Consider the following 19,205-nt stretch of genomic DNA (forward strand, 5'->3'; position numbering starts at 1 on the left):
TACATCATGGCGGCGCTGCTGGCCACCGCCACAGTTGCAACGGCAAAGGATCAGAGGCTGAGCCCGAGTCGTGCCGGAGAGATCGTAGGGCTTTGGCAAGACGTCAGCGTCAACGACGACATCGTCAAGGACGACTACGCCGGCTTCGTGCAGGTCGTCGACCTGGACAAGGATGGAGTCGATGAGATCGTCTATCTGAGTTCTTCGTACTGCTCGGGTTCCACTTCCGACTGCCCCAACAGCATCGATGTATTGCGCAAGCACCCACCCAGGAAGGCACCCAACGTCAGCGCTCCGATCGACGAATGGGAAACCAGGGCACGCAAGACCGGTTACACGCCAGACGCCAGCGAGCAGATTCCTGGCGAAGTGATGACTCTTGCAGTCCAGGGCAACCGCATCGAGGTCGTGTTCGTCGTGCAGGAGAACTCGCCGATCTGCAAACGGGAACAACCCAATCCGGACGGGTCGCAGCGCTGTCCCGCCCCCGGCCGCTACAGCTGGACGTACACCTGGAAGCCAGGCGCGTTGACGCGCATTACCGGCGCTGGCAGCTATGAACCACACGTCCCCAAGGCCCATTTTCCCGAGCAACTGCGAGGCGCCTGGGTCACCGCAGGGATCGCCTGCCATGACGCCGAGACAGCGGACCCCAAGCACCTCATCCAGTTCGGCTGGGATCACATGACCGGCAAGGGCGAAGACCTCTGGCCCAACGCGGTCACGCTGCTGGCACGCACACCCTGGACATGGCGCATTATCACCGCGTCTGCCAACGCGCCGAACAAGAACGTTCCTGCGGTCTTCATCCTCAGCCAGATGGAAGATCGCCTGATCATTGCGGAGCAAACGCGCGTCAGAACCTTCGGTCGGTGCCGCTGAGCAGAAGGTCGGTTGCCATCACGTTTGCGGCAACGCGACGTGGGCTCGAACGCTTCGCCAGAGAACGTTTGATCGACGTCCGTGCAGGTCCCTAAAGCTCAAGATGGCGACGTCGCGCTCACTCGCCGCTTGCAGACCAGGCGTGGCAGACCGGCGATCTGCCACGCCCATGCTCACATCGCCTTCTTGATGGCTTCCGCCTTCGCCAGGTGCTGCTCGACGTGCGTCTTGGTCTCGGTCAGATGCTGCTTGACCGGCTCGGTCGACGCCACCGTCATCATCTGTGTTTCGATCAGCTGCAGCGCGTCCTTGTGCCCGGCGATCATTGCATCGATGTAGGCCGCCGCGTAGTCCTTGCCGGACTTCTGCCCTAGCGTGGACAGGTCCTGCTCGCCCTTGCTCTCCAGCTTCTTGACGTCCGGGGTTTCGGCCAGCGTCCCCAGCGCCTTGGTCTTTTCCAGGTTCTCGGTGTGCTCTTTTTCCATCATCTTCGCGTACTCCAGCACCGCGCCGGTGACTTTCTTGTCCTGCGCCTGCTTGGCTGCGGCGATCTCGTGGTTATTCACCGCCCCGAGCAGGCCCAGGGCGATGTCGTCTCCGGAACTCGCGCGCGCCGCGCCTTCCGGCGCCGGGCTGGCTTCGCCGACAGGCGGTGTGGTCGGGGTCGCCGCGCCACCGGTCGGCGTCGGCTCGGTGGACGCGGCAGGCGCTGCGGCCTCCTTGTCGGCATCCGGCTTGCAGCCAGCGAGCGCCAGCGCCGCGACGATGGACAGGACCAACAGTGATTGTTTCATGCTCCACTCCCTCTCGATTGGAGACAGCAGCATCGCCCTCGCCAGGTGAAGAGAGCTCATACACTTCCACTGAGTTAATCAGACACAAGCATGGGCTGCGGGGCGAAGACACAACGCCGCACCATGCACGCACCGCACGCGGCGGCGCGCGCTTGCGGGCGGGCGGGCGTGGAACTGGACGTGGGTCAGCGCGGCTGTGGTACGCATGGCGTGTGGTGACATTTTCCTGCTGAAAGACGGCCCGGTTTACCGCACACTACCGCGCCACATTTGGAGTGATTGCCATGCATAAGGCCTGGATGCTTGCCCTGTTGGGCGTTTCGCCGTTGGTCCACGCCGCGCCTGCCACCGACGATGCCACCTGCCGCAATGGATTGTTCACCAGCGCGCCGGTGGCGTTCTCCCTCGGCAAGGTCATCCCGCCGCGCCTGCATCTGCTCAAGGACACCGATGGTTGCCCGGACAAGGGCGGGGCCGCATGCCAGGGACGCGCCTACGTGGTCAAGAACGATATCGTCCTGACGGCGCAGCGCCGCAATGCGTATGTCTGCGTGCTCTATCCCAACAAGGGAGGCGGCACCGCCGGTTGGGTTGCACAGTCCAGCCTGCAGATGCAACCAAGCGCTGCCACGCCCACACCACAGGCGTGGAACGGCCACTGGCACTACGGCGACAACATGCTGCAATTGACCCCCAACGCAGACGGCAGCATCACCGTCAACGGCGATGCGTACTGGCCCAGCGCCTATCCTGACCCGGAACAGACGCCGGGCGGTCCGCACACCGGCTCGGTCACCGCGCGCGGCTATCCAGAAGGCAACCGCATCGAGGTCAACGAGAACACGTGCAAGGTGCGCCTGCAATTGCTGGGCGACATGCTGCTGGTCGACGACAACCTGGAATGCGGCGGAATGAACGTTTCCTTCGGCGGGGTATACCGAAAGAAGTAATCGCAAGCCTAGCCACCCCGGTGCGCCGCACTCCTGCAGGGGCAAACGCAACGGAGGCAGGCACGCCATCAACCACCGCGCGGCATGAAAGCCGATGCAAAGCGGCGCAGTGCGGTTTCCGGTGACCTGGCCATGGGTGACGCACCACGTGGACCGGCGTCATTTATCATGGCCGATTGCTGTTTTGAAGGAATTGCGTTGAGACGTTCCGCCCCACGCCCGATGCGCGCACTACTGTGGTTTTCCGTGGCGTTGCTTGCTGCTTGCAGCACCACCAACACCACTCACAAGCCGCTGCCGCCATCGGCGGACACTACTGGCAACACAAGTTACTGCATCGGGCGGCTTGCCGTGACGTCCAACATGCCCCTGCATTTCCTGGGAAGTTCCGCGCAGTTTTATTGGGGCGACGTCGATACCTACCGCGAAGACGCGGCCAGCTATGCGCAGCGCCTGCTGGCCGCGCAAGCATCGGCCAGTGATGGCCGGGTACGCCAACTGATCAAGCCCGTAGAAACGCTGGCGCAGGATGATGGCAGAGTGATCGTCGCACGCGAGGAAGAAGCATTGCCGCTCGATCCAGATGTGGTACAGGTCACCGGTTTCGTCCATCGCGATGGCACGACCTTTCGCTTCCAGAAGAGTGCCATCAGCCGCCTGCAGGACATCACCGAGCGGCGCACCAAGGAAATCCTGGCCTCCATCACCAGCAGCGCATCGCCCTTCCCGCCAGCGGCGCAGTCCCAGCAGGGGTTCTGCGTCATGCACGGCACTGTCAATTTGGCACCCGGACACGACTGGCACGAAGCATCCAGGGTCGAGGGAGAATTCACCCTGCAGGAAAAGCGCTACCGTTTCAGTCTGCGTTCGCGCTATCTGCGCTCGCTGTCGTTGAACGCGCAGGAGGTGACAAACCAGCGCGACCTACTGCTGGCACTGGCGGGTGCCATACCGGATTCCCGCCTGGTGCCGATCAGTGAACTTCCGGTGGCCGCCAGCAACCCATCGCACGGCAGTGCCAGCCTGCTCGAGATGACGACAGCCGATGGCAAGCAGCAGGTCTATGAGTGGCACATGCCAGCTGCCAGTACAGCGCCCGGTACGCCGGCAACTTTTCTGTATATCTGGCCAGCGTCCGGGCAAGCGTCAGCCCAGGACCAAGCCAATTTCATGCGCTGGATTGTTGCCTATCCGCAGCAGGCGACACCGCTATTGCAGATAAAGCACATGGCCAGCGGCGGCGGACAGCAACAGGCAACGCCTGCAGCGGAAGAGAGCAGGCTCGTCTACCGTATGCAGCTGCATTACCCGGGCAACCAGTCTGCCGGCGGGCGACATTATGTGATCTACAAGGATGGCCAGAAAGTCGATGAGGGGTTCAGCGATGCCCATGGATTTACCAAGGCGCACAATGCCGATTACGACCAGATCTGGGGAACCACGGTGCTCAACAAATGAACACCGGCCCCAAACCGGCGCACCTAGTTTTTTACAGGATTCAGGCTGGAGAGGTTCGGTAAGCATCCAGGCAATCTGTCTTCCTGAGGCCGTTGCTTAGGTAAGCGCCCAGCCAAGATGCACGACCTCAACACGTTCACACGAGACAGGCAATGAAGTTAATCGCTGCTCAAATCGCTTCTATACCTGGCGAGATCGAAAAAAACATCAGTAAGCACCTCGATGTCATCCGCCTGGCTGCAAGCAAGGGTGCCGATGTGCTGGTCTTTCCCGAGCTGTCCCTCACTGGTTATGAACCAGGTCTGGCGGAGGCTCTGGCGATGCACCCGACTGATCGGCGCTTTGATGAGTTTCAGGCATTAAGCGACCGGCATGGCATGCTCATCGCCGTTGGCGCGCCGACGAAGGGGACGAAAGGCACCGAAATCAGCATGATTTGCTTCCAACCGGGGCTGGCGCGCAGTACCTATTCCAAGCAGCATCTACACGTCGACGAATACCCTTTCTTCACCCCCGGCACTGAACAGCTCGTGCTTAGACACGCAGATCATGTCCTGGCACCCGCCATCTGCTACGAGTCGCTGCAGGCAAGCCATGCAGAACACGCTGCAAAGTTAGGCTCTCATGTGTATCTTGCAAGCGTGGCCAAATCCGAGAGAGGCGTCGCATCGGCCTACAGTCATTATCCGATGATGGCAAAAACCCATTCCATGACCGTAATGATGGCGAACTGTATCGGCGCCGCCGATAATTTTATAGGAGCAGGTCTGTCCGCTATCTGGAGCAGTGCCGGTGAACTTGTTTGCAGCGCTGACCCTTTTCAAGAGGCATTAGTGGTGTACGACATACGGACTGGAGAAGCGGGCGTTCTCTGATTCTCTACAACCTGGCTTCTCCATAGGCTGATAACACGGAATCGCGGAGTTCTGGTTCGAGCCTTTCATAGTCAGCAGCACGGTCGACCAGCTTGCTGCCTAGATCTGTTGAAGTGTCGAAGCCCGAGCGAACTGCGGCGATGACCAGCAGAGTACACGCGACAAATGCACGTTCATGCCCAGGTACGAGACGATGCGCGGTTAGCTCGATAACCTCGTAAGGATGCCAATGCTGCCCCTCCTCAAGCAGCCCACCATTTGCCATAACAGCGACAAGAGCATCCAAGTGTGCGTGAGTATCCTCGCCGTAGTCTCGCTGCGCGATGAAGAGAAGCTCATCCGGCTTAAGAGACTGCAATAAACCAGCAAGTTCCATATCGGCTTTATCCATTGATTTAGCAGCGTAGCGCTGCCCTGGCTGCATGTAATTAGTACATCACTGCACAGCAGCCCGGCAAGCAGCCAGCGCACGGCTGATGTGCTTTTCCAGCATCTTGATCGAGATGCCCATGGCTGCGGCCACTTGCGGGTAGGTGAGATCGTCGATGCGTTGGAGGGTGAAGGCCTGGCGGCACCTGGACTGGAGGGTGGCGAGGGTGTGGGTCTGCAGGTGCTGCACGATGCGGCGGGTGTCGGCGATCTGGTCGACGTGTGCGCCGTCTGCGGCCAGCGGCGTGATCAGGTCCAGTGCGACGTGGGTGTTGGCGTGGCGGCGGTGGCACGTGCGCCAATGCTCCAGCACCATGTTGTGAGCGATGCGGTACATCAGCAGTGCGCAGTCGCCAATGTTAGGCGCGTCGCGGTAGGCCAGCAGGCGGAGCAGCGTTTCCTCGGCGAGGTCGGCGGCGGTGTCCGGGTGACGAAGGCGCCGGCGCATGTAGGCGAGCAAGTCGGCATGCAACAGGCCGATGGCCTAGTCGAAGCGCGCCCTGCCCGATGCCGGTTCCTCGCGCACGCGCCAGCGCGTGGTGGGGCGTACGTGCGTGTAGTCGCGTACGAGTGTGATGCGCGGTGGCGTGTCGCACGCCATACGTTAGGCGGAGGTATTACCTGGGTCGCTGCGTCGATGCAAGGCGGGCCAGCTCGCCGTTGCGCAGGCGGATGTGGAGGTAGCGACGGGATGCAGGAGGTTAGAAACCGCACAGAATGAGTGGTCGTATTTCCCGACGGGTGTTGTCAGCCGGGCTCCGGGCGCAGGCATCGCGTCGATTACAACCACCAGAAACTACGGACACAAAAACACACTGGGTTGACGCCGGTGGATACAGCTCTTAGAAGATTTTCTATGATCTTGAAATAAAGCTTGCTAGCGATCTGATGCGATACCAGCCCACTGGGACAAAAACATCGCAAATCGCGCTGACACCTTTGTTGCACTATCTGATCAATTTCATACCGTTCGATGCGGCTGCACTGGTGCTTGATCACGTTGCTGCTCTTGCTGCTGCTGTGGTTGCGGTTGTTGCTGCCGCTGCGCCTCGCTCAGTGTTTGCAGCTGAGCCAATGATTGCTCCACCGGCTGCGCAATGGCATCCATGGTCTTCATGTGCGCCATCTTGTGTGCAGGATCATTCAACGCCCCCTCAACAACAAAGACGTTCTCACCTTGGCGTACAGAGTCGGCCTGCTGACTCAATGCGATGTGATTTATCCTTGATAACCCATTCTCCTTTGCGAGATAGGCGCTACTCGCGGCGAGGCGAGCGCTATTTTCGTCGTAGTCGCGACCAAGCCCTTTCTCTAGGGAACCTCTGAACAACGCACCACAGATACGCGACACTACCCGCCTGATGTTGAGGAGTGATCCATGCAACTGACGTTCGGTGACGCTGAGGGCCTGGGCAAGCGCAAGCAGACCCGGCGCGAGATCTTTCTGGCCGAGATGGAGCAGGTTGTTCCGTGGCAGCAACTGCTCGGTCTGATCGCGCCGCACTATCCGGTATCGGGCCGGCCAGGTCGGCAGCCGTACGCACTGGCGACGATGTTGCGGATTCATCTGCTGCAGCAGTGGTATGCGCTGAGCGATCCGGCGATGGAAGAAGCACTGCACGAGATCCCGACCTTGCGGCGGTTTGCCCAGCTCGGTGGCTTGGACAACGTTCCGGACGAGACCACGATTCTCAACTTTCGGCGCCTGCTGGAGACCCATGGCCTTGCCGCGCGGATGCTGGAAGCGGTCAACGCGCATCTGGCGCGCAAGGGCCAGAGCCTGCGGTCGGGCACGATCGTCGATGCGACGCTGATCGCGGCGCCCAGTTCGACCAAGAATGCCGACAACGCGCGCGACCCTGAGATGCATCAGACCAAGAAGGGCAATCAGTGGTATTTCGGGATGAAGGCGCACATCGGCGTGGATGAATTTTCCGGGTTGGTGCACCACGTCCATTGCACAGCCGCCAACGTCGCCGATGTCACGGTGATGCACACGTTGCTGCACGGCAAAGAAGACAGCGTGTTCGGCGATAGCGGCTACACCGGTGCGGACAAACGCGAAGAACTGCAGGCCTGCAAGGCTGCATTCTTCATCGCCGCCAGGCCCTCGACGATGCAAGCCCTCGGCAACAAACGCGAGCGTGCTCGGGAAAGACGTTGGGAACACTTCAAGGCCAGCGTGCGCGCGAAGGTGGAGCATCCATTCCGGGTGATCAAGCGCCAGTTCGGCTACACCAAGGTCCGCTATCGCGGCCTGGCCAAGAACACCGCGCAGGTGCTGACCTTGTTTGCGCTATCGAACCTGTGGATGAAGCGAAAGCAGTTACTGCCGACGATGGGGAACGTGCGCCTGTAACCCGGGCAACACCCTGCAAACGCGCCGGAAACGGCAAAAAAATCGAGGATCTGAGCGCCGTCAGCCTGGTCGATGTGGTTAGGCTCATCCTCCGATGCCGTTGATCAGACCATCCCTAGATCGCGAACCGCAGCTTCCGCTTGGGACAAGAGAGGGTCCATTTTGCTTGCGTCACTTGCTGGCATCTGATGTCTTTCAAATGGCGCAGCTAGACCCGGTAGACTACGATCGTCCGGATGCCGCTGCTCCGAAATAAGACGCTGCTCGAAGGTCTGTTTCGGCATTGCATGCTGCGACTCACTATTCAACTTGCTATCAGGGAATGGGGCCTTAATGCTCTTGATGTCTTCGACGTTAGAGAGCGGCTTCAGCTGCCCTTCGAAATCCTTGTCCGTCATGACAAATACGTTCCGCCGATGCAAGCCAGCCTGGTTCAATGCACTCCAGGTAAAATCAATGCAACTATTTTCCTTCCACTCATACTGCATGTTAAAGCCGTGGCCGGCAGCATCTCTGCCGAAGGCCTGAAGCTTTTCATACTGGTCCTTGCTGATCTCCAGCGTCCTGGAGTAGTAGGGATCCTTGTAATCTGCGACATCGGTTGTTGATACGCCGCCAAGCCCACTTGACTCGCCATGCGCTAACGGAGCGAACCCGTAGCTATTGTTATTTTGCCCATCAGAGATGGAGTAGTAGACGTGTCCCGCTGCAGATGTACCGCCACCTGCTAATGGCGTGCCGGGTGCGGCGACATAGACCGTGACGGTGTAGTGCGTTTCTGATGAATTCGTTGCCATGCTCCTCTCACTTCTTCTTTGCGCGATACGCAATCAAGAGCTTCGCCTTGGCGTCGATCAACAACTGACGCTCATTGCCCAGCGCAAGGCCAAGGATATAGTGGCCTGACGGCAACGCATCTGCGCTTGCAAAAGATAGTTCAGTGTAAGCAACCCCTTGAGCGATCAAGCCTGCTTCCAACAAGGACTCTCGGTCTGCATCGGCGGCTTCCAGGCCGGGGACGGCACCGTCCGCAGGGATAGTGAGCCACTCCACCTCATTACGACTCACCCAGTGGCTGCGCTTGAGTTCAACCTCCGCAGTACGGCCTTGCTCGATTTGATAGAGCTGAACCTTTGCAGAAATCTTTGCTTTTCTAAGCGCATCGGCAGCCTCAGCCACGGATGTTGAATCGCGTCCCTCGAGACGAACCCCAATGAAGACAGAGCGAGGTGACTCACCATTTGTGGCCGGCACGTCAAAATCAAGTCGGATTTCGCCATCGTGGATGGCTTCCAACGAGCGTGCCAACGGTACAGCCGTTTGGCTGTCACTGTTCCGGTCCGGCTGTGGCGCACTGGTCTGTTGTGGCTGCCGATGACAGCCCGCTGCCATATACGCTGTTACTAATAACAGCAATACGCGTACAACTTGGTGCGGTCTTGACATGCATTGCGCCTGAAGAGATTGCTTCGATCACAGCATAGGCTATCTGACGCGTGCGTTATGGGGCCATGACGCCAGGTTGTTTTATAGGCACGGCTTTATCTTCGCGGAGGTGCACCATGCACATGAAGACGGGTGAGATGCGATCGCACAACAGGTCGAGCAGTCACTGAGCCGGTTGCAGGCGCTTGGCGAAACCAGCTCAGCAGCAAGAACACGTCGATCGCTCCGTGTCATCGCATTGTGTGAGGTTGCACCTCCAGTTCACCAGTGGCGCACTCCACCAGAATGCAATCCGTGTCGTGTCATCGCTATTCAAAGTCACCATAAACGTGATTGAGCGCGGTCTCAGGGGTTTCGCTAAGAAGCGCCACACCCTTGCTCCACCCGCTGCTCAAGCATCTCGCGCACGGCGTTGGCCGCATCAAAGATGGCTTGCCCGAGCGTGGGCAGGGTCTGCGCCTCCAGGCACTCCGGTTTGCTCATGGCGATCACGTCGCCATGAGCGATGAGGGTGCGTAGCAGGCGGTCGAGCTGGTCGCGTTGGTCCAGCGTGAGATGCAAGACGACGGCGGGGTGGTCCATCTGTGTCCTCCTCTGCGCGGTGAGCGGGGAGCGCGCACGGTGGTGGCGATTGGCGCGTTGCGCTCGGCGCGGGGCGTGCGGGTGCGTGCTGCGCGTGCGCTGCGCACCTGGTTAGTCCGTAGGTGCCACGCTGACGACCAGCTCGCCATCGCGCAGGCGGATGTGGAGTTTGCTGCCGATGGTGAAGCCCAGTTGTTCCAGCCAGCGGCCGCGTAGGCGTAGCGTGGGGATGCGTTGGTTGCTGGCGGGGTAGTAGCCGTAGCCGACGGTGCAGTGGTGCGGGGCACGCGGGTGGCCGGGGCGTGGGGGGCGGGCTTCGGTGCGGGGTTGGGGGATGGGGGTGCGCTCGACGTAGGGCCGCGGCTTGATCGAGGGGTCGAGCGAGTGCCAGCCGATCTCGGTGGGCGGCGGCTCCGTGGCGCGCTTGCGTGCGGATGTGGGACGGGACGTGGGTCGACGCATGGCAAAGCCCTCCTTGACGAACAGGCCCCGCCGCCGGGTGGCGACGGGATGTCGGGAGGTTAGAAACCGAAGACAGACGGCGGGCGTATTTCCCGAAGGGTGTTGTATTAGCCGCCCTCCCGACGCAGGCAACGCGTCGGCTGCGCCAGCAGGAAGCTGCAGGCACAAAAAACCCACCGGGATTTCGGAGGTGGGTACCGCTGTCTTAGGAGTTTCTACGCTCCTTGTGGTAGAGATTGCTGCGGATTTGTTGGAATGTCAAATGCTGCGAGCTACAAATTGACGGTGATTTTTGAGTGCGGCCACCACGAAGAAAATGTAGATCGCTCCTCTATTTTTGTTCGCGTCGCACCATGCAGCGGACTACCGCTTGGCCGAAGCATTGAGATTGTCCATATCCGAGAAGATCAACCAAGGCTTGCCGGGTGCTCGATGCAGCGTGAGGGTGAACTTTCCTATGTCGCCGGGTGCATCTCCGTAGCCGTACGCACCTATGATGTAGGCGACATTACCTTCGGCGGAAAAACCGAGTGAGCGCAGGCGTAGCGGGCCTCCGCTGCTACCTTCATAGGCCGCTTGAATCGCTGTCCTGCCCCGGATTGGAGGACGATCGCTCTGCAGCAAAAAGCCATCTTCCGCAAATAACGCAGCAAGCCCGCTCGCGTCGCCCTTACGCCATGCGCGCTCATAGTCGCGGAGTACTCGATCAAGTTCGGGCGGTAACGCAACGCTGGCAACTGCTGTTGGGTTGGCCTTTTCTGTGATGTTCTGACCATGCAATGGCCCCGTGGCAAGCACGAGACTGAAGACAAAAAAGTCAATTATCGATCGGCTCATATGTCTTACTCCCTCTAGAGTCTCGTTAGTTGACTACAAAGTCATTCCGCGCTTCGCAACTGCGGCGATCAGGCTGGCTTTTTAAGTTAATCTGACCCCGTTACGAAGCTCTTAAGTGAATCCAACCCCGTTACTTAGTAGACAAATTTTAGTTTATTGACAAGGAAACCCGCGCGAGATAGATGCAAATAGGTTAGGTATGGGGCCCTCAATAAGCGACGCTGACAACGCTAACCAAAGCCCAGTAAAAGCGAGGCCGGCATAAATTGGCATCTTACTCACTGAGAATCGACGGACAAGGAAGTGAGCGCGATCAGGCTTTCGGGAACATCTTCTTCTCAGGCGAAGTACGCTCTTTGTCTGCTCGGGATCTCGCGCGAAAAGCTCGTAAAACCTTCTTCCGGGATCCGATATATGCATAATTCGCTTCAATCGACGTTCTGATAAATCAAGATGATGTTCCCAGGCATCCTGCCAGAACTTAGCTCCAGACGCCATCATTGTCTGGAGCACGGAAACCACAAGGCCACATAAGCAAACGCAGAGCAACACCATAGGAGGCCCTTTGTCACTAGACTGCAGAAGTCCAGCGATTAGAACGCCCTGGAAGATCATGAAGAAGTTGTTTCTCGCAACGAGGTTCGAAATCTCAAAGTTACGAATTTCAATGCATTGGAGATATAAATCTAGGCGAGCTTTATGCTCGCGGTCTAAGGAACCTCTGAACAACGCACCACAGATACGCGACACTACCCGCCTGATGTTGAGGAGTGATCCATGCAACTGACGTTCGGTGACGCTGAGGGCCTGGGCAAGCGCAAGCAGACCCGGCGCGAGATCTTTCTGGCCGAGATGGAGCAGGTGGTTCCGTGGCAGCAACTGCTCGGTCTGATCGCGCCGCACTATCCGGTATCGGGCCGGCCAGGTCGGCAGCCGTACGCACTGGCGACGATGTTGCGGATTCATCTGCTGCAGCAGTGGTATGCGCTGAGCGATCCGGCGATGGAAGAAGCACTGCACGAGATCCCGACCTTGCGGCGGTTTGCCCAGCTCGGTGGCTTGGACAACGTTCCGGACGAGACCACGATTCTCAACTTTCGGCGCCTGCTGGAGACCCATGGCCTTGCCGCGCGGATGCTGGAAGCGGTCAACGCGCATCTGGCGCGCAAGGGCCAGAGCCTGCGGTCGGGCACGATCGTCGATGCGACGCTGATCGCGGCGCCCAGTTCGACCAAGAATGCCGACAACGCGCGCGACCCTGAGATGCATCAGACCAAGAAGGGCAATCAGTGGTATTTCGGGATGAAGGCGCACATCGGCGTGGATGAATTTTCCGGGTTGGTGCACCACGTCCATTGCACAGCCGCCAACGTCGCCGATGTCACGGTGATGCACACGTTGCTGCATGGCAAAGAAGACAGCGTGTTCGGCGATAGCGGCTACACCGGTGCGGACAAACGCGAAGAACTGCAGGCCTGCAAGGCTGCATTCTTCATCGCCGCCAGGCCCTCGACGATGCAAGCCCTCGGCAACAAACGCGAGCGTGCTCGGGAAAGACGTTGGGAACACTTCAAGGCCAGCGTGCGCGCGAAGGTGGAGCATCCATTCCGGGTGATCAAGCGCCAGTTCGGCTACACCAAGGTCCGCTATCGCGGCCTGGCCAAGAACACCGCGCAGGTGCTGACCTTGTTTGCGCTATCGAACCTGTGGATGAAGCGAAAGCAGTTACTGCCGACGATGGGGAGCGTGCGCCTGTAACCCGGGCAACACCCTGCAAACGCGCCGGAAACGGCAAAAAAATCGAGGATCTGAGCGCCGTCAGCCTGGTCGATGTGGTTAGGCTCATCCTCCGATGCCGTTGATCAGACCATCCCTAAGTCGCCCTGTGTGAATAGAATTGTTTTTCCTTTAATTCCAATCATTTTTTTCCTTGGCTATCGATTGATTAACACAGGCCGCAAAGCGGCTTTGGCTCTATTAACTTTAGGCCTCGGCACGCCCGCTCGATGCCTTTAATACTGCAGGAGATTTTTCCGCAGATTTGAGTTTTGCTTGTCTCTCATATTGCTCAAGCAAATCGTCCAGTATCAATTCAATGGCCAGACGGACTGCAGGGAAGGCGTTTAGACATTCTGCCTCTGATAGCTCATGTACTCCCACACTCAAAATGCTGTACAAGCCACGATTTTGAACAAGGAACTGTGGCAATTTGTCTTTGAGCAGCCCAATTTTCTCATCCATACGAGACCGAGCATACGCGCCCTCGTCCCAATCGGCACTGGTTGAAGCTGCGTCATGAGCATCGTTAATTAGTGACTCAAAGATGCGGCGGAGATAAACGAATGCGCCTACCCCAACCCCATGTGTGGCCAAACCAATTGCTCGAGTGAGCTCTTTGAATCTGTCATTCCCCAGCACTTTGCGGTACTTACGCAAATCCGGTAAAGCGAGCTCGGCGAGCGATGGAATTTGCCCTATTTTATCCCAAATTCCTCTATGTGCCCTGAAGATAAATAATGCTTGGTGAGAAGCACTCCGCGAGCAGATAAATAGCAGAGAGAAAACGTAGTTTATGTAATGCGAGTTTGAGCTGTAGTTTTTTTTACGCACTTTAAAAACACTGTGCTGCCCGCATTCTTGGCAATGGAAATCCAATGTTCCCGCGAACTGTTCTAGTGCATAGAATCCGTTTTGCTTTTCGTCGTCGTACTGAAAATCCTCGTACAGAGGAACAGTGAGGCAGAAGTCTCTTGCTGGAGGAAACTTCGGCAACTCAGAGATCATTGGATTTTCCTTGGACATGCGTTTGTGTCACCTATAGCTCTGATGCATTAACTGAGCTGACTTTTCGTAGCAAGTTCAGCTTGAATGGATTGTTAGCGCTTACTTGGCTGAGTCCTTAGGGATGGTCTGATCAACGGCATCGGAGGATGAGCCTAACCACATCGACCAGGCTGACGGCGCTCAGATCCTCGATTTTTTTGCCGTTTCCGGCGCGTTTGCAGGGTGTTGCCCGGGTTACAGGCGCACGTTCCCCATCGTCGGCAGTAACTGCTTTCGCTTCATCCACAGGTTCGATAGCGCAAACAAGGTCAGCACCTGCGCGGTGTTCTTGGCCAGGCCGCGATAGCGGACCTTGGTGTAGCCGAACTGGCGCTTGATCACCCGGAATGGATGCTCCACCTTCGCGCGCACGCTGGCCTTGAAGTGTTCCCAACGTCTTTCCCGAGCACGCTCGCGTTTGTTGCCGAGGGCTTGCATCGTCGAGGGCCTGGCGGCGATGAAGAATGCAGCCTTGCAGGCCTGCAGTTCTTCGCGTTTGTCCGCACCGGTGTAGCCGCTATCGCCGAACACGCTGTCTTCTTTGCCATGCAGCAACGTGTGCATCACCGTGACATCGGCGACGTTGGCGGCTGTGCAATGGACGTGGTGCACCAACCCGGAAAATTCATCCACGCCGATGTGCGCCTTCATCCCGAAATACCACTGATTGCCCTTCTTGGTCTGATGCATCTCAGGGTCGCGCGCGTTGTCGGCATTCTTGGTCGAACTGGGCGCCGCGATCAGCGTCGCATCGACGATCGTGCCCGACCGCAGGCTCTGGCCCTTGCGCGCCAGATGCGCGTTGACCGCTTCCAGCATCCGCGCGGCAAGGCCATGGGTCTCCAGCAGGCGCCGAAAGTTGAGAATCGTGGTCTCGTCCGGAACGTTGTCCAAGCCACCGAGCTGGGCAAACCGCCGCAAGGTCGGGATCTCGTGCAGTGCTTCTTCCATCGCCGGATCGCTCAGCGCATACCACTGCTGCAGCAGATGAATCCGCAACATCGTCGCCAGTGCGTACGGCTGCCGACCTGGCCGGCCCGATACCGGATAGTGCGGCGCGATCAGACCGAGCAGTTGCTGCCACGGAACCACCTGCTCCATCTCGGCCAGAAAGATCTCGCGCCGGGTCTGCTTGCGCTTGCCCAGGCCCTCAGCGTCACCGAACGTCAGTTGCATGGATCACTCCTCAACATCAGGCGGGTAGTGTCGCGTATCTGTGGTGCGTTGTTCAGAGGTTCCTTAGCGGCTTTAAGAGCGGCTTTTAACGCTCCTTTCTTCTAAGGAACGGGGTCGAGTTGACTTCCTAAGTGAACCTGAGCATGTTTCGTCGGATTCGTCTTGAATCAATTTTGGCGATCATAAATTGATAAAATTCCCAGCCTCAGCATCGTAGAATCGTAGAATCGTGCACCAAGCAAACTGCACAACCTATGCAAAATTGCAGACTCTCTTTGACCCCAGACCCCTGAAATGGATATGGCCCGCGGCTCCTCGCTATCATCAGATTGCTCGACTCGGAAGTTAAGTGCCAAGCTGGCGTCGTCAGCTGGCACGCAGCTTCCGATTGCAGCCAGGACATCTGCCCTTGAACCAAGCGGCTCTGGAGTCCAGTCCTCATACAACTCATCCAGCTCTTCATTTGCTCGCAAGATAATTCCGATGATTGCCATGGTTTCCAACGCATAAATCAAGCCAACTCGCTAGGAAACGCGGTCGTTTGGTTTCTAAAGTGAACCTGGCCCCGTTCTTTTTGGAGACGACTTTATTTCGATGATCTCGCCACCAATATCAAAACGCCAGCTCTCGAGGCCAAATTCATCTTGCATCGGGCGCCTAAGGATGGTCTGATCAACGGCATCGGAGGATGAGCCTAACCACATCGACCAGGCTGACGGCGCTCAGATCCTCGATTTTTTTGCCGTTTCCGGCGCGTTTGCAGGGTGTTGCCCGGGTTACAGGCGCACGTTCCCCATCGTCGGCAGTAACTGCTTTCGCTTCATCCACAGGTTCGATAGCGCAAACAAGGTCAGCACCTGCGCGGTGTTCTTGGCCAGGCCGCGATAGCGGACCTTGGTGTAGCCGAACTGGCGCTTGATCACCCGGAATGGATGCTCCACCTTCGCGCGCACGCTGGCCTTGAAGTGTTCCCAACGTCTTTCCCGAGCACGCTCGCGTTTGTTGCCGAGGGCTTGCATCGTCGAGGGCCTGGCGGCGATGAAGAATGCAGCCTTGCAGGCCTGCAGTTCTTCGCGTTTGTCCGCACCGGTGTAGCCGCTATCGCCGAACACGCTGTCTTCTTTGCCATGCAGCAACGTGTGCATCACCGTGACATCGGCGACGTTGGCGGCTGTGCAATGGACGTGGTGCACCAACCCGGAAAATTCATCCACGCCGATGTGCGCCTTCATCCCGAAATACCACTGATTGCCCTTCTTGGTCTGATGCATCTCAGGGTCGCGCGCGTTGTCGGCATTCTTGGTCGAACTGGGCGCCGCGATCAGCGTCGCATCGACGATCGTGCCCGACCGCAGGCTCTGGCCCTTGCGCGCCAGATGCGCGTTGACCGCTTCCAGCATCCGCGCGGCAAGGCCATGGGTCTCCAGCAGGCGCCGAAAGTTGAGAATCGTGGTCTCGTCCGGAACGTTGTCCAAGCCACCGAGCTGGGCAAACCGCCGCAAGGTCGGGATCTCGTGCAGTGCTTCTTCCATCGCCGGATCGCTCAGCGCATACCACTGCTGCAGCAGATGAATCCGCAACATCGTCGCCAGTGCGTACGGCTGCCGACCTGGCCGGCCCGATACCGGATAGTGCGGCGCGATCAGACCGAGCAGTTGCTGCCACGGAACCACCTGCTCCATCTCGGCCAGAAAGATCTCGCGCCGGGTCTGCTTGCGCTTGCCCAGGCCCTCAGCGTCACCGAACGTCAGTTGCATGGATCACTCCTCAACATCAGGCGGGTAGTGTCGCGTATCTGTGGTGCGTTGTTCAGAGGTTCCCTAACGCTTGAATTGAGCCGATCCGCGAAGCCGGTTCGGCTTGAATAAATAGTTAGATGACACCTACTTTCTCTTGGGGTCTACATGCTCTTTCACGTCTCGGCTTGGCGGCATAGTTGGCCGGACAGGTTCGGGTTGGCGCGCTGGCTGCGCGGGAGGGTGTGAGGGCTTACTGTTCTGGGTCACAGCCAACTCCTTGAGATTAGTTATTTCGATCTTGGACGGCTTTGGCGGAATTACTTTGGATTGCCAAAGAAATATCAGGCCACACAAGGCAACAGATGCTATCGCCGCAATGATGTACAGATTGGCTCGAAAAATTTTGGAAGACTTACTGTCGTTATTATCGCCGTTGATCTCACAGTTTTCTGCGTACACTCGATCAAGTTCTGTCCAGAACTCCTGTTCTGCCGATTTGCGCGAATCAGAGTCATTCTTGCCGCAGGCGCTGTGGTAAGCAACAAGCCCCTCCTTATAGTCCAGTAGTTTTGCCGAAAGCGGCATGTGCTTGTAGGTGTAGCCCCAATAGGCTTGAACTAAATAGTAGACGCCTACGGCTAGTAGGATCGCAGTCATTCCAAGAAGTATCAATAGTAGGGCGTTCCATCCCGTCGGATCGAGTGAGACGCTCTGCGACATGGCGTAAGTTGCGCCAAAAAGCAGCGTAACCACGCCAACTGGGAACGCAAGGCTTGTGTTGAGACTGTCCCTGCGCTGGAGTTCCCAGAAATAGTGCTCTTTGAATGTCGAGTCTCTGTCCACGCGGTCTAACACCTTGGTTAATCACACCGCGAAGCGGTGTCGGCTTGGGCGAATTATTAAGGCTCAGCCAGCCAAATTTAGCCAAGCTCATCCAAACTGGGGATGCGCATATACTCAACACTTTGCCTTTCCATGCCCTCCTCGATCAGCTCCAAAAGTGCATCTAGAAAGACACTAGTTGTATCGTAGTCAGTTTGCTCGAATTGGGTAAAATTCGGAGTTGGAGCAATTTCGAAGAACTCCCTTCGCTTGTTGATCCGATGATCGTCAAGCACTGCATGGGCGATCTGCTCTGCGATACGCATGTTGCTGACTCGCCAAATGCAGTAGGGCGCCAGCGGAGCGGGAGTTGCTGTGGTGTAAAGCTGTCTTAGGCGAGCGACAGGATCTGTGCTATAGCCGACCTTAATTCGGTTGTTGTCCAGCCTGTCACGAAACACATAAACAAACCCTTGCGTTATGACAGCCATAATCTCCCCTCTGAGCCCTAACGCTTGAGTTAAGCCGCGCCGCGAAATGGCGTCAGCTTGAATGAATTATTAGCTGATCAGCTGCGCCCCTTGTCAGCCAGCCATTTTTCGATCTGCTGCGGCATAGTCCCAACAACGTCCGTTGTGTCGAACTGCTTGTAGAGCTTTCCGGCTAAATCTGTGTGCAGGTTGCGAAGCGTGCGGTCTTTAAGCAGCAATACATCTTTCCCCATCCCCATCATGTATCCAACCTCAAGCGATACATTGGGATTAAATTCGTCCTCCGTGATGCGGTCAAACAAAGCGACACCGAAGTCGCAGGCATGCATATATGTCTTGATGTTTGCAAAGAGATCATCCATATACTCCTTGTCATCTGCGCGAAGCGCAAAAATCCCGTGCGCCTTTAGAGAGCTCCTGATGCAGTCGACTACCGCAGCGTGCGGCTTCGTTGCCCCGAACTGCATGATGATGAAGGCAGTCTTGGTGCCGATGGGATAATCGGCTCTAAACTTTTCTAACCCGCTCGCAATCTCTGGTAGAGCGAGAGCTTCGTCAGAAATTTTGGGGCTGGCTTTAGTCTGTGCTTGAAGCGTGCTGTTCACGTATTCGTTGGCTATGGTTTGCAAATACGCCTCTAGGTCTGGCCTTGCCAGATTGGTGCTTATTGAGAAGGCCCAGACAACTTCGCCCACCTCTATGCGCGCCGAGTGTACGAGGCTTTGCAGCTCAATCCGGCCGTGGCTTGCCAGGTTGCGATAGCTGATCTGATTGCCGCCGGGCGCGTCCACAAACACAAAGTGATAGCTCTGCGTATCTTTCGCGACAAACAGAAAAGTGCACCGCTGCACTGACAGCACGGACGCTGGGACCTGCAGCGTTAGGGCATAGCGCCGCACCTTCTCTCCGAAGAGTGTCACCACTTCGCTGGCGATCTGCTGATCTTGCTCAGGAAGGTCGCCGCCGATGCTCGCCATACCACCAGTCATAAAATACTGAATTACAGACAATTCGATCTCCCCTGAACAGCTAACTTTTTGGGCCACCTAAACACGGCATAACATGATCCTGGCCGGCCTC

22 protein-coding genes and 1 pseudogene are annotated in these 19,205 nt (G+C 57.6%); 6 read left to right on the forward strand and 17 right to left on the reverse strand.

The window, feature by feature from the left end; all coding sequences use genetic code 11:
- Nucleotides 1–6 precede the first annotated feature (6 nt).
- A complete protein-coding gene (locus NMB96_RS04980) occupies nucleotides 7–882 on the forward strand; it encodes a hypothetical protein (RefSeq protein WP_152025478.1) in 876 nt (291 codons plus the stop codon).
- A 173-nt stretch (nucleotides 883–1,055) separates the two neighbouring features.
- Here the strand turns inward: NMB96_RS04980 and NMB96_RS04985 are convergent, their stop codons facing one another.
- Nucleotides 1,056–1,676, reverse strand: coding sequence for a DUF4142 domain-containing protein (locus tag NMB96_RS04985; RefSeq protein ID WP_023902075.1), 621 nt, complete (start codon nucleotides 1,674–1,676; stop codon nucleotides 1,056–1,058).
- Between the two features lie 284 nt (nucleotides 1,677–1,960).
- On the opposite strand from NMB96_RS04985, the gene NMB96_RS04990 reads away from it, so the two are divergent.
- The 3 genes from NMB96_RS04990 (at nucleotide 1,961) to NMB96_RS05000 (ending at nucleotide 4,959) form a co-directional block, all read left to right on the forward strand.
- A complete protein-coding gene (locus NMB96_RS04990; RefSeq protein ID WP_023902074.1) occupies nucleotides 1,961–2,626 on the forward strand; it encodes a hypothetical protein in 666 nt (221 codons plus the stop codon).
- 84 nt (nucleotides 2,627–2,710) lie between these two features.
- The gene (locus tag NMB96_RS04995) at nucleotides 2,711–4,084 is read left to right on the forward strand and encodes a hypothetical protein (protein ID WP_225970153.1); all 1,374 of its coding nucleotides are present in this window, start codon (nucleotides 2,711–2,713) and stop codon (nucleotides 4,082–4,084) included.
- Nucleotides 4,085–4,236: 152 nt separating this feature from the next.
- The gene (locus tag NMB96_RS05000) at nucleotides 4,237–4,959 is read left to right on the forward strand and encodes a carbon-nitrogen hydrolase family protein (protein ID WP_255086407.1); all 723 of its coding nucleotides are present in this window, start codon (nucleotides 4,237–4,239) and stop codon (nucleotides 4,957–4,959) included.
- 4 nt (nucleotides 4,960–4,963) lie between these two features.
- Here the strand turns inward: NMB96_RS05000 and NMB96_RS05005 are convergent, their stop codons facing one another.
- The 3 genes and pseudogenes from NMB96_RS05005 to NMB96_RS05015 form a co-directional block, all read right to left on the reverse strand.
- Entirely contained in the window at nucleotides 4,964–5,350 is a 387-nt protein-coding gene (locus NMB96_RS05005; RefSeq protein ID WP_255086408.1) for a hypothetical protein, read from the reverse strand.
- A gap of 45 nt (nucleotides 5,351–5,395) precedes the next feature.
- Complete coding sequence (locus NMB96_RS05010; protein ID WP_255086409.1) at nucleotides 5,396–5,848, reverse strand: RNA polymerase sigma factor; 453 nt, start codon at nucleotides 5,846–5,848, stop codon at nucleotides 5,396–5,398.
- 501 nt (nucleotides 5,849–6,349) lie between these two features.
- Nucleotides 6,350–6,703: pseudogene (locus tag NMB96_RS05015) on the reverse strand (XVIPCD domain-containing protein); the annotation flags it as partial.
- A 63-nt stretch (nucleotides 6,704–6,766) separates the two neighbouring features.
- Between NMB96_RS05015 and NMB96_RS05020 the strand changes: the two are divergent.
- Entirely contained in the window at nucleotides 6,767–7,747 is a 981-nt protein-coding gene (locus NMB96_RS05020; protein ID WP_183086593.1) for an IS5 family transposase, read from the forward strand.
- 104 nt (nucleotides 7,748–7,851) lie between these two features.
- Here NMB96_RS05020 and NMB96_RS05025 read toward each other — a convergent pair whose 3' ends face one another.
- The 6 genes from NMB96_RS05025 to NMB96_RS23660 all read right to left on the reverse strand — a co-directional run bounded on the left by NMB96_RS05025 (nucleotide 7,852) and on the right by NMB96_RS23660 (nucleotide 11,824).
- Nucleotides 7,852–8,544 (reverse strand): hypothetical protein, encoded by a 693-nt coding sequence (locus NMB96_RS05025; RefSeq protein ID WP_255086411.1) that lies wholly within the window; start codon nucleotides 8,542–8,544, stop codon nucleotides 7,852–7,854.
- Nucleotides 8,545–8,551: 7 nt separating this feature from the next.
- Entirely contained in the window at nucleotides 8,552–9,193 is a 642-nt protein-coding gene (locus tag NMB96_RS05030; protein WP_255086412.1) for a hypothetical protein, read from the reverse strand.
- A gap of 357 nt (nucleotides 9,194–9,550) precedes the next feature.
- Nucleotides 9,551–9,775 (reverse strand): hypothetical protein, encoded by a 225-nt coding sequence (locus NMB96_RS05035; RefSeq protein WP_255086413.1) that lies wholly within the window; start codon nucleotides 9,773–9,775, stop codon nucleotides 9,551–9,553.
- Between the two features lie 111 nt (nucleotides 9,776–9,886).
- Nucleotides 9,887–10,237 carry a SymE family type I addiction module toxin gene (locus NMB96_RS05040; RefSeq protein WP_104592842.1) on the reverse strand — a complete coding sequence of 117 codons (351 nt, stop codon included), beginning with the start codon at nucleotides 10,235–10,237 and terminating at the stop codon, nucleotides 9,887–9,889.
- Between the two features lie 363 nt (nucleotides 10,238–10,600).
- Nucleotides 10,601–11,074, reverse strand: a complete 474-nt coding sequence (locus tag NMB96_RS05045) for a YybH family protein (protein ID WP_255086414.1) — start codon at nucleotides 11,072–11,074, stop codon at nucleotides 10,601–10,603.
- A gap of 153 nt (nucleotides 11,075–11,227) precedes the next feature.
- Nucleotides 11,228–11,824, reverse strand: coding sequence for a RipA family octameric membrane protein (locus tag NMB96_RS23660; protein ID WP_485130461.1), 597 nt, complete (start codon nucleotides 11,822–11,824; stop codon nucleotides 11,228–11,230).
- Between the two features lie 27 nt (nucleotides 11,825–11,851).
- On the opposite strand from NMB96_RS23660, the gene NMB96_RS05050 reads away from it, so the two are divergent.
- A complete protein-coding gene (locus NMB96_RS05050; protein WP_183086603.1) occupies nucleotides 11,852–12,832 on the forward strand; it encodes an IS5 family transposase in 981 nt (326 codons plus the stop codon).
- Nucleotides 12,833–13,057: 225 nt separating this feature from the next.
- Here the strand turns inward: NMB96_RS05050 and NMB96_RS05055 are convergent, their stop codons facing one another.
- The 7 genes from NMB96_RS05055 to NMB96_RS05085 form a co-directional block, all read right to left on the reverse strand.
- Nucleotides 13,058–13,876: a hypothetical protein gene (locus NMB96_RS05055; RefSeq protein WP_255086415.1), complete on the reverse strand. Its 819-nt coding sequence runs from the start codon at nucleotides 13,874–13,876 to the stop codon at nucleotides 13,058–13,060.
- Between the two features lie 216 nt (nucleotides 13,877–14,092).
- Nucleotides 14,093–15,073, reverse strand: a complete 981-nt coding sequence (locus tag NMB96_RS05060; RefSeq protein ID WP_183086593.1) for an IS5 family transposase — start codon at nucleotides 15,071–15,073, stop codon at nucleotides 14,093–14,095.
- 167 nt (nucleotides 15,074–15,240) lie between these two features.
- Nucleotides 15,241–15,588: a hypothetical protein gene (locus NMB96_RS05065; protein ID WP_255086416.1), complete on the reverse strand. Its 348-nt coding sequence runs from the start codon at nucleotides 15,586–15,588 to the stop codon at nucleotides 15,241–15,243.
- A gap of 261 nt (nucleotides 15,589–15,849) precedes the next feature.
- Complete coding sequence (locus tag NMB96_RS05070) at nucleotides 15,850–16,830, reverse strand: IS5 family transposase (protein WP_183086593.1); 981 nt, start codon at nucleotides 16,828–16,830, stop codon at nucleotides 15,850–15,852.
- A 126-nt stretch (nucleotides 16,831–16,956) separates the two neighbouring features.
- The gene (locus NMB96_RS05075) at nucleotides 16,957–17,655 is read right to left on the reverse strand and encodes a DUF1206 domain-containing protein (protein ID WP_255086417.1); all 699 of its coding nucleotides are present in this window, start codon (nucleotides 17,653–17,655) and stop codon (nucleotides 16,957–16,959) included.
- 77 nt (nucleotides 17,656–17,732) lie between these two features.
- On the reverse strand, nucleotides 17,733–18,125 hold the full coding sequence (locus NMB96_RS05080) for a GIY-YIG nuclease family protein (RefSeq protein ID WP_255086418.1): 393 nt from the start codon (nucleotides 18,123–18,125) through the stop codon (nucleotides 17,733–17,735).
- Nucleotides 18,126–18,202: 77 nt separating this feature from the next.
- On the reverse strand, nucleotides 18,203–19,135 hold the full coding sequence (locus NMB96_RS05085; protein WP_255086419.1) for a hypothetical protein: 933 nt from the start codon (nucleotides 19,133–19,135) through the stop codon (nucleotides 18,203–18,205).
- Between the last annotated feature and the right edge of the window lie 70 nt (nucleotides 19,136–19,205).

It is taken from the genome of Xanthomonas hortorum (assembly GCF_024339125.1).
Lineage (GTDB): Bacteria > Pseudomonadota > Gammaproteobacteria > Xanthomonadales > Xanthomonadaceae > Xanthomonas > Xanthomonas hortorum.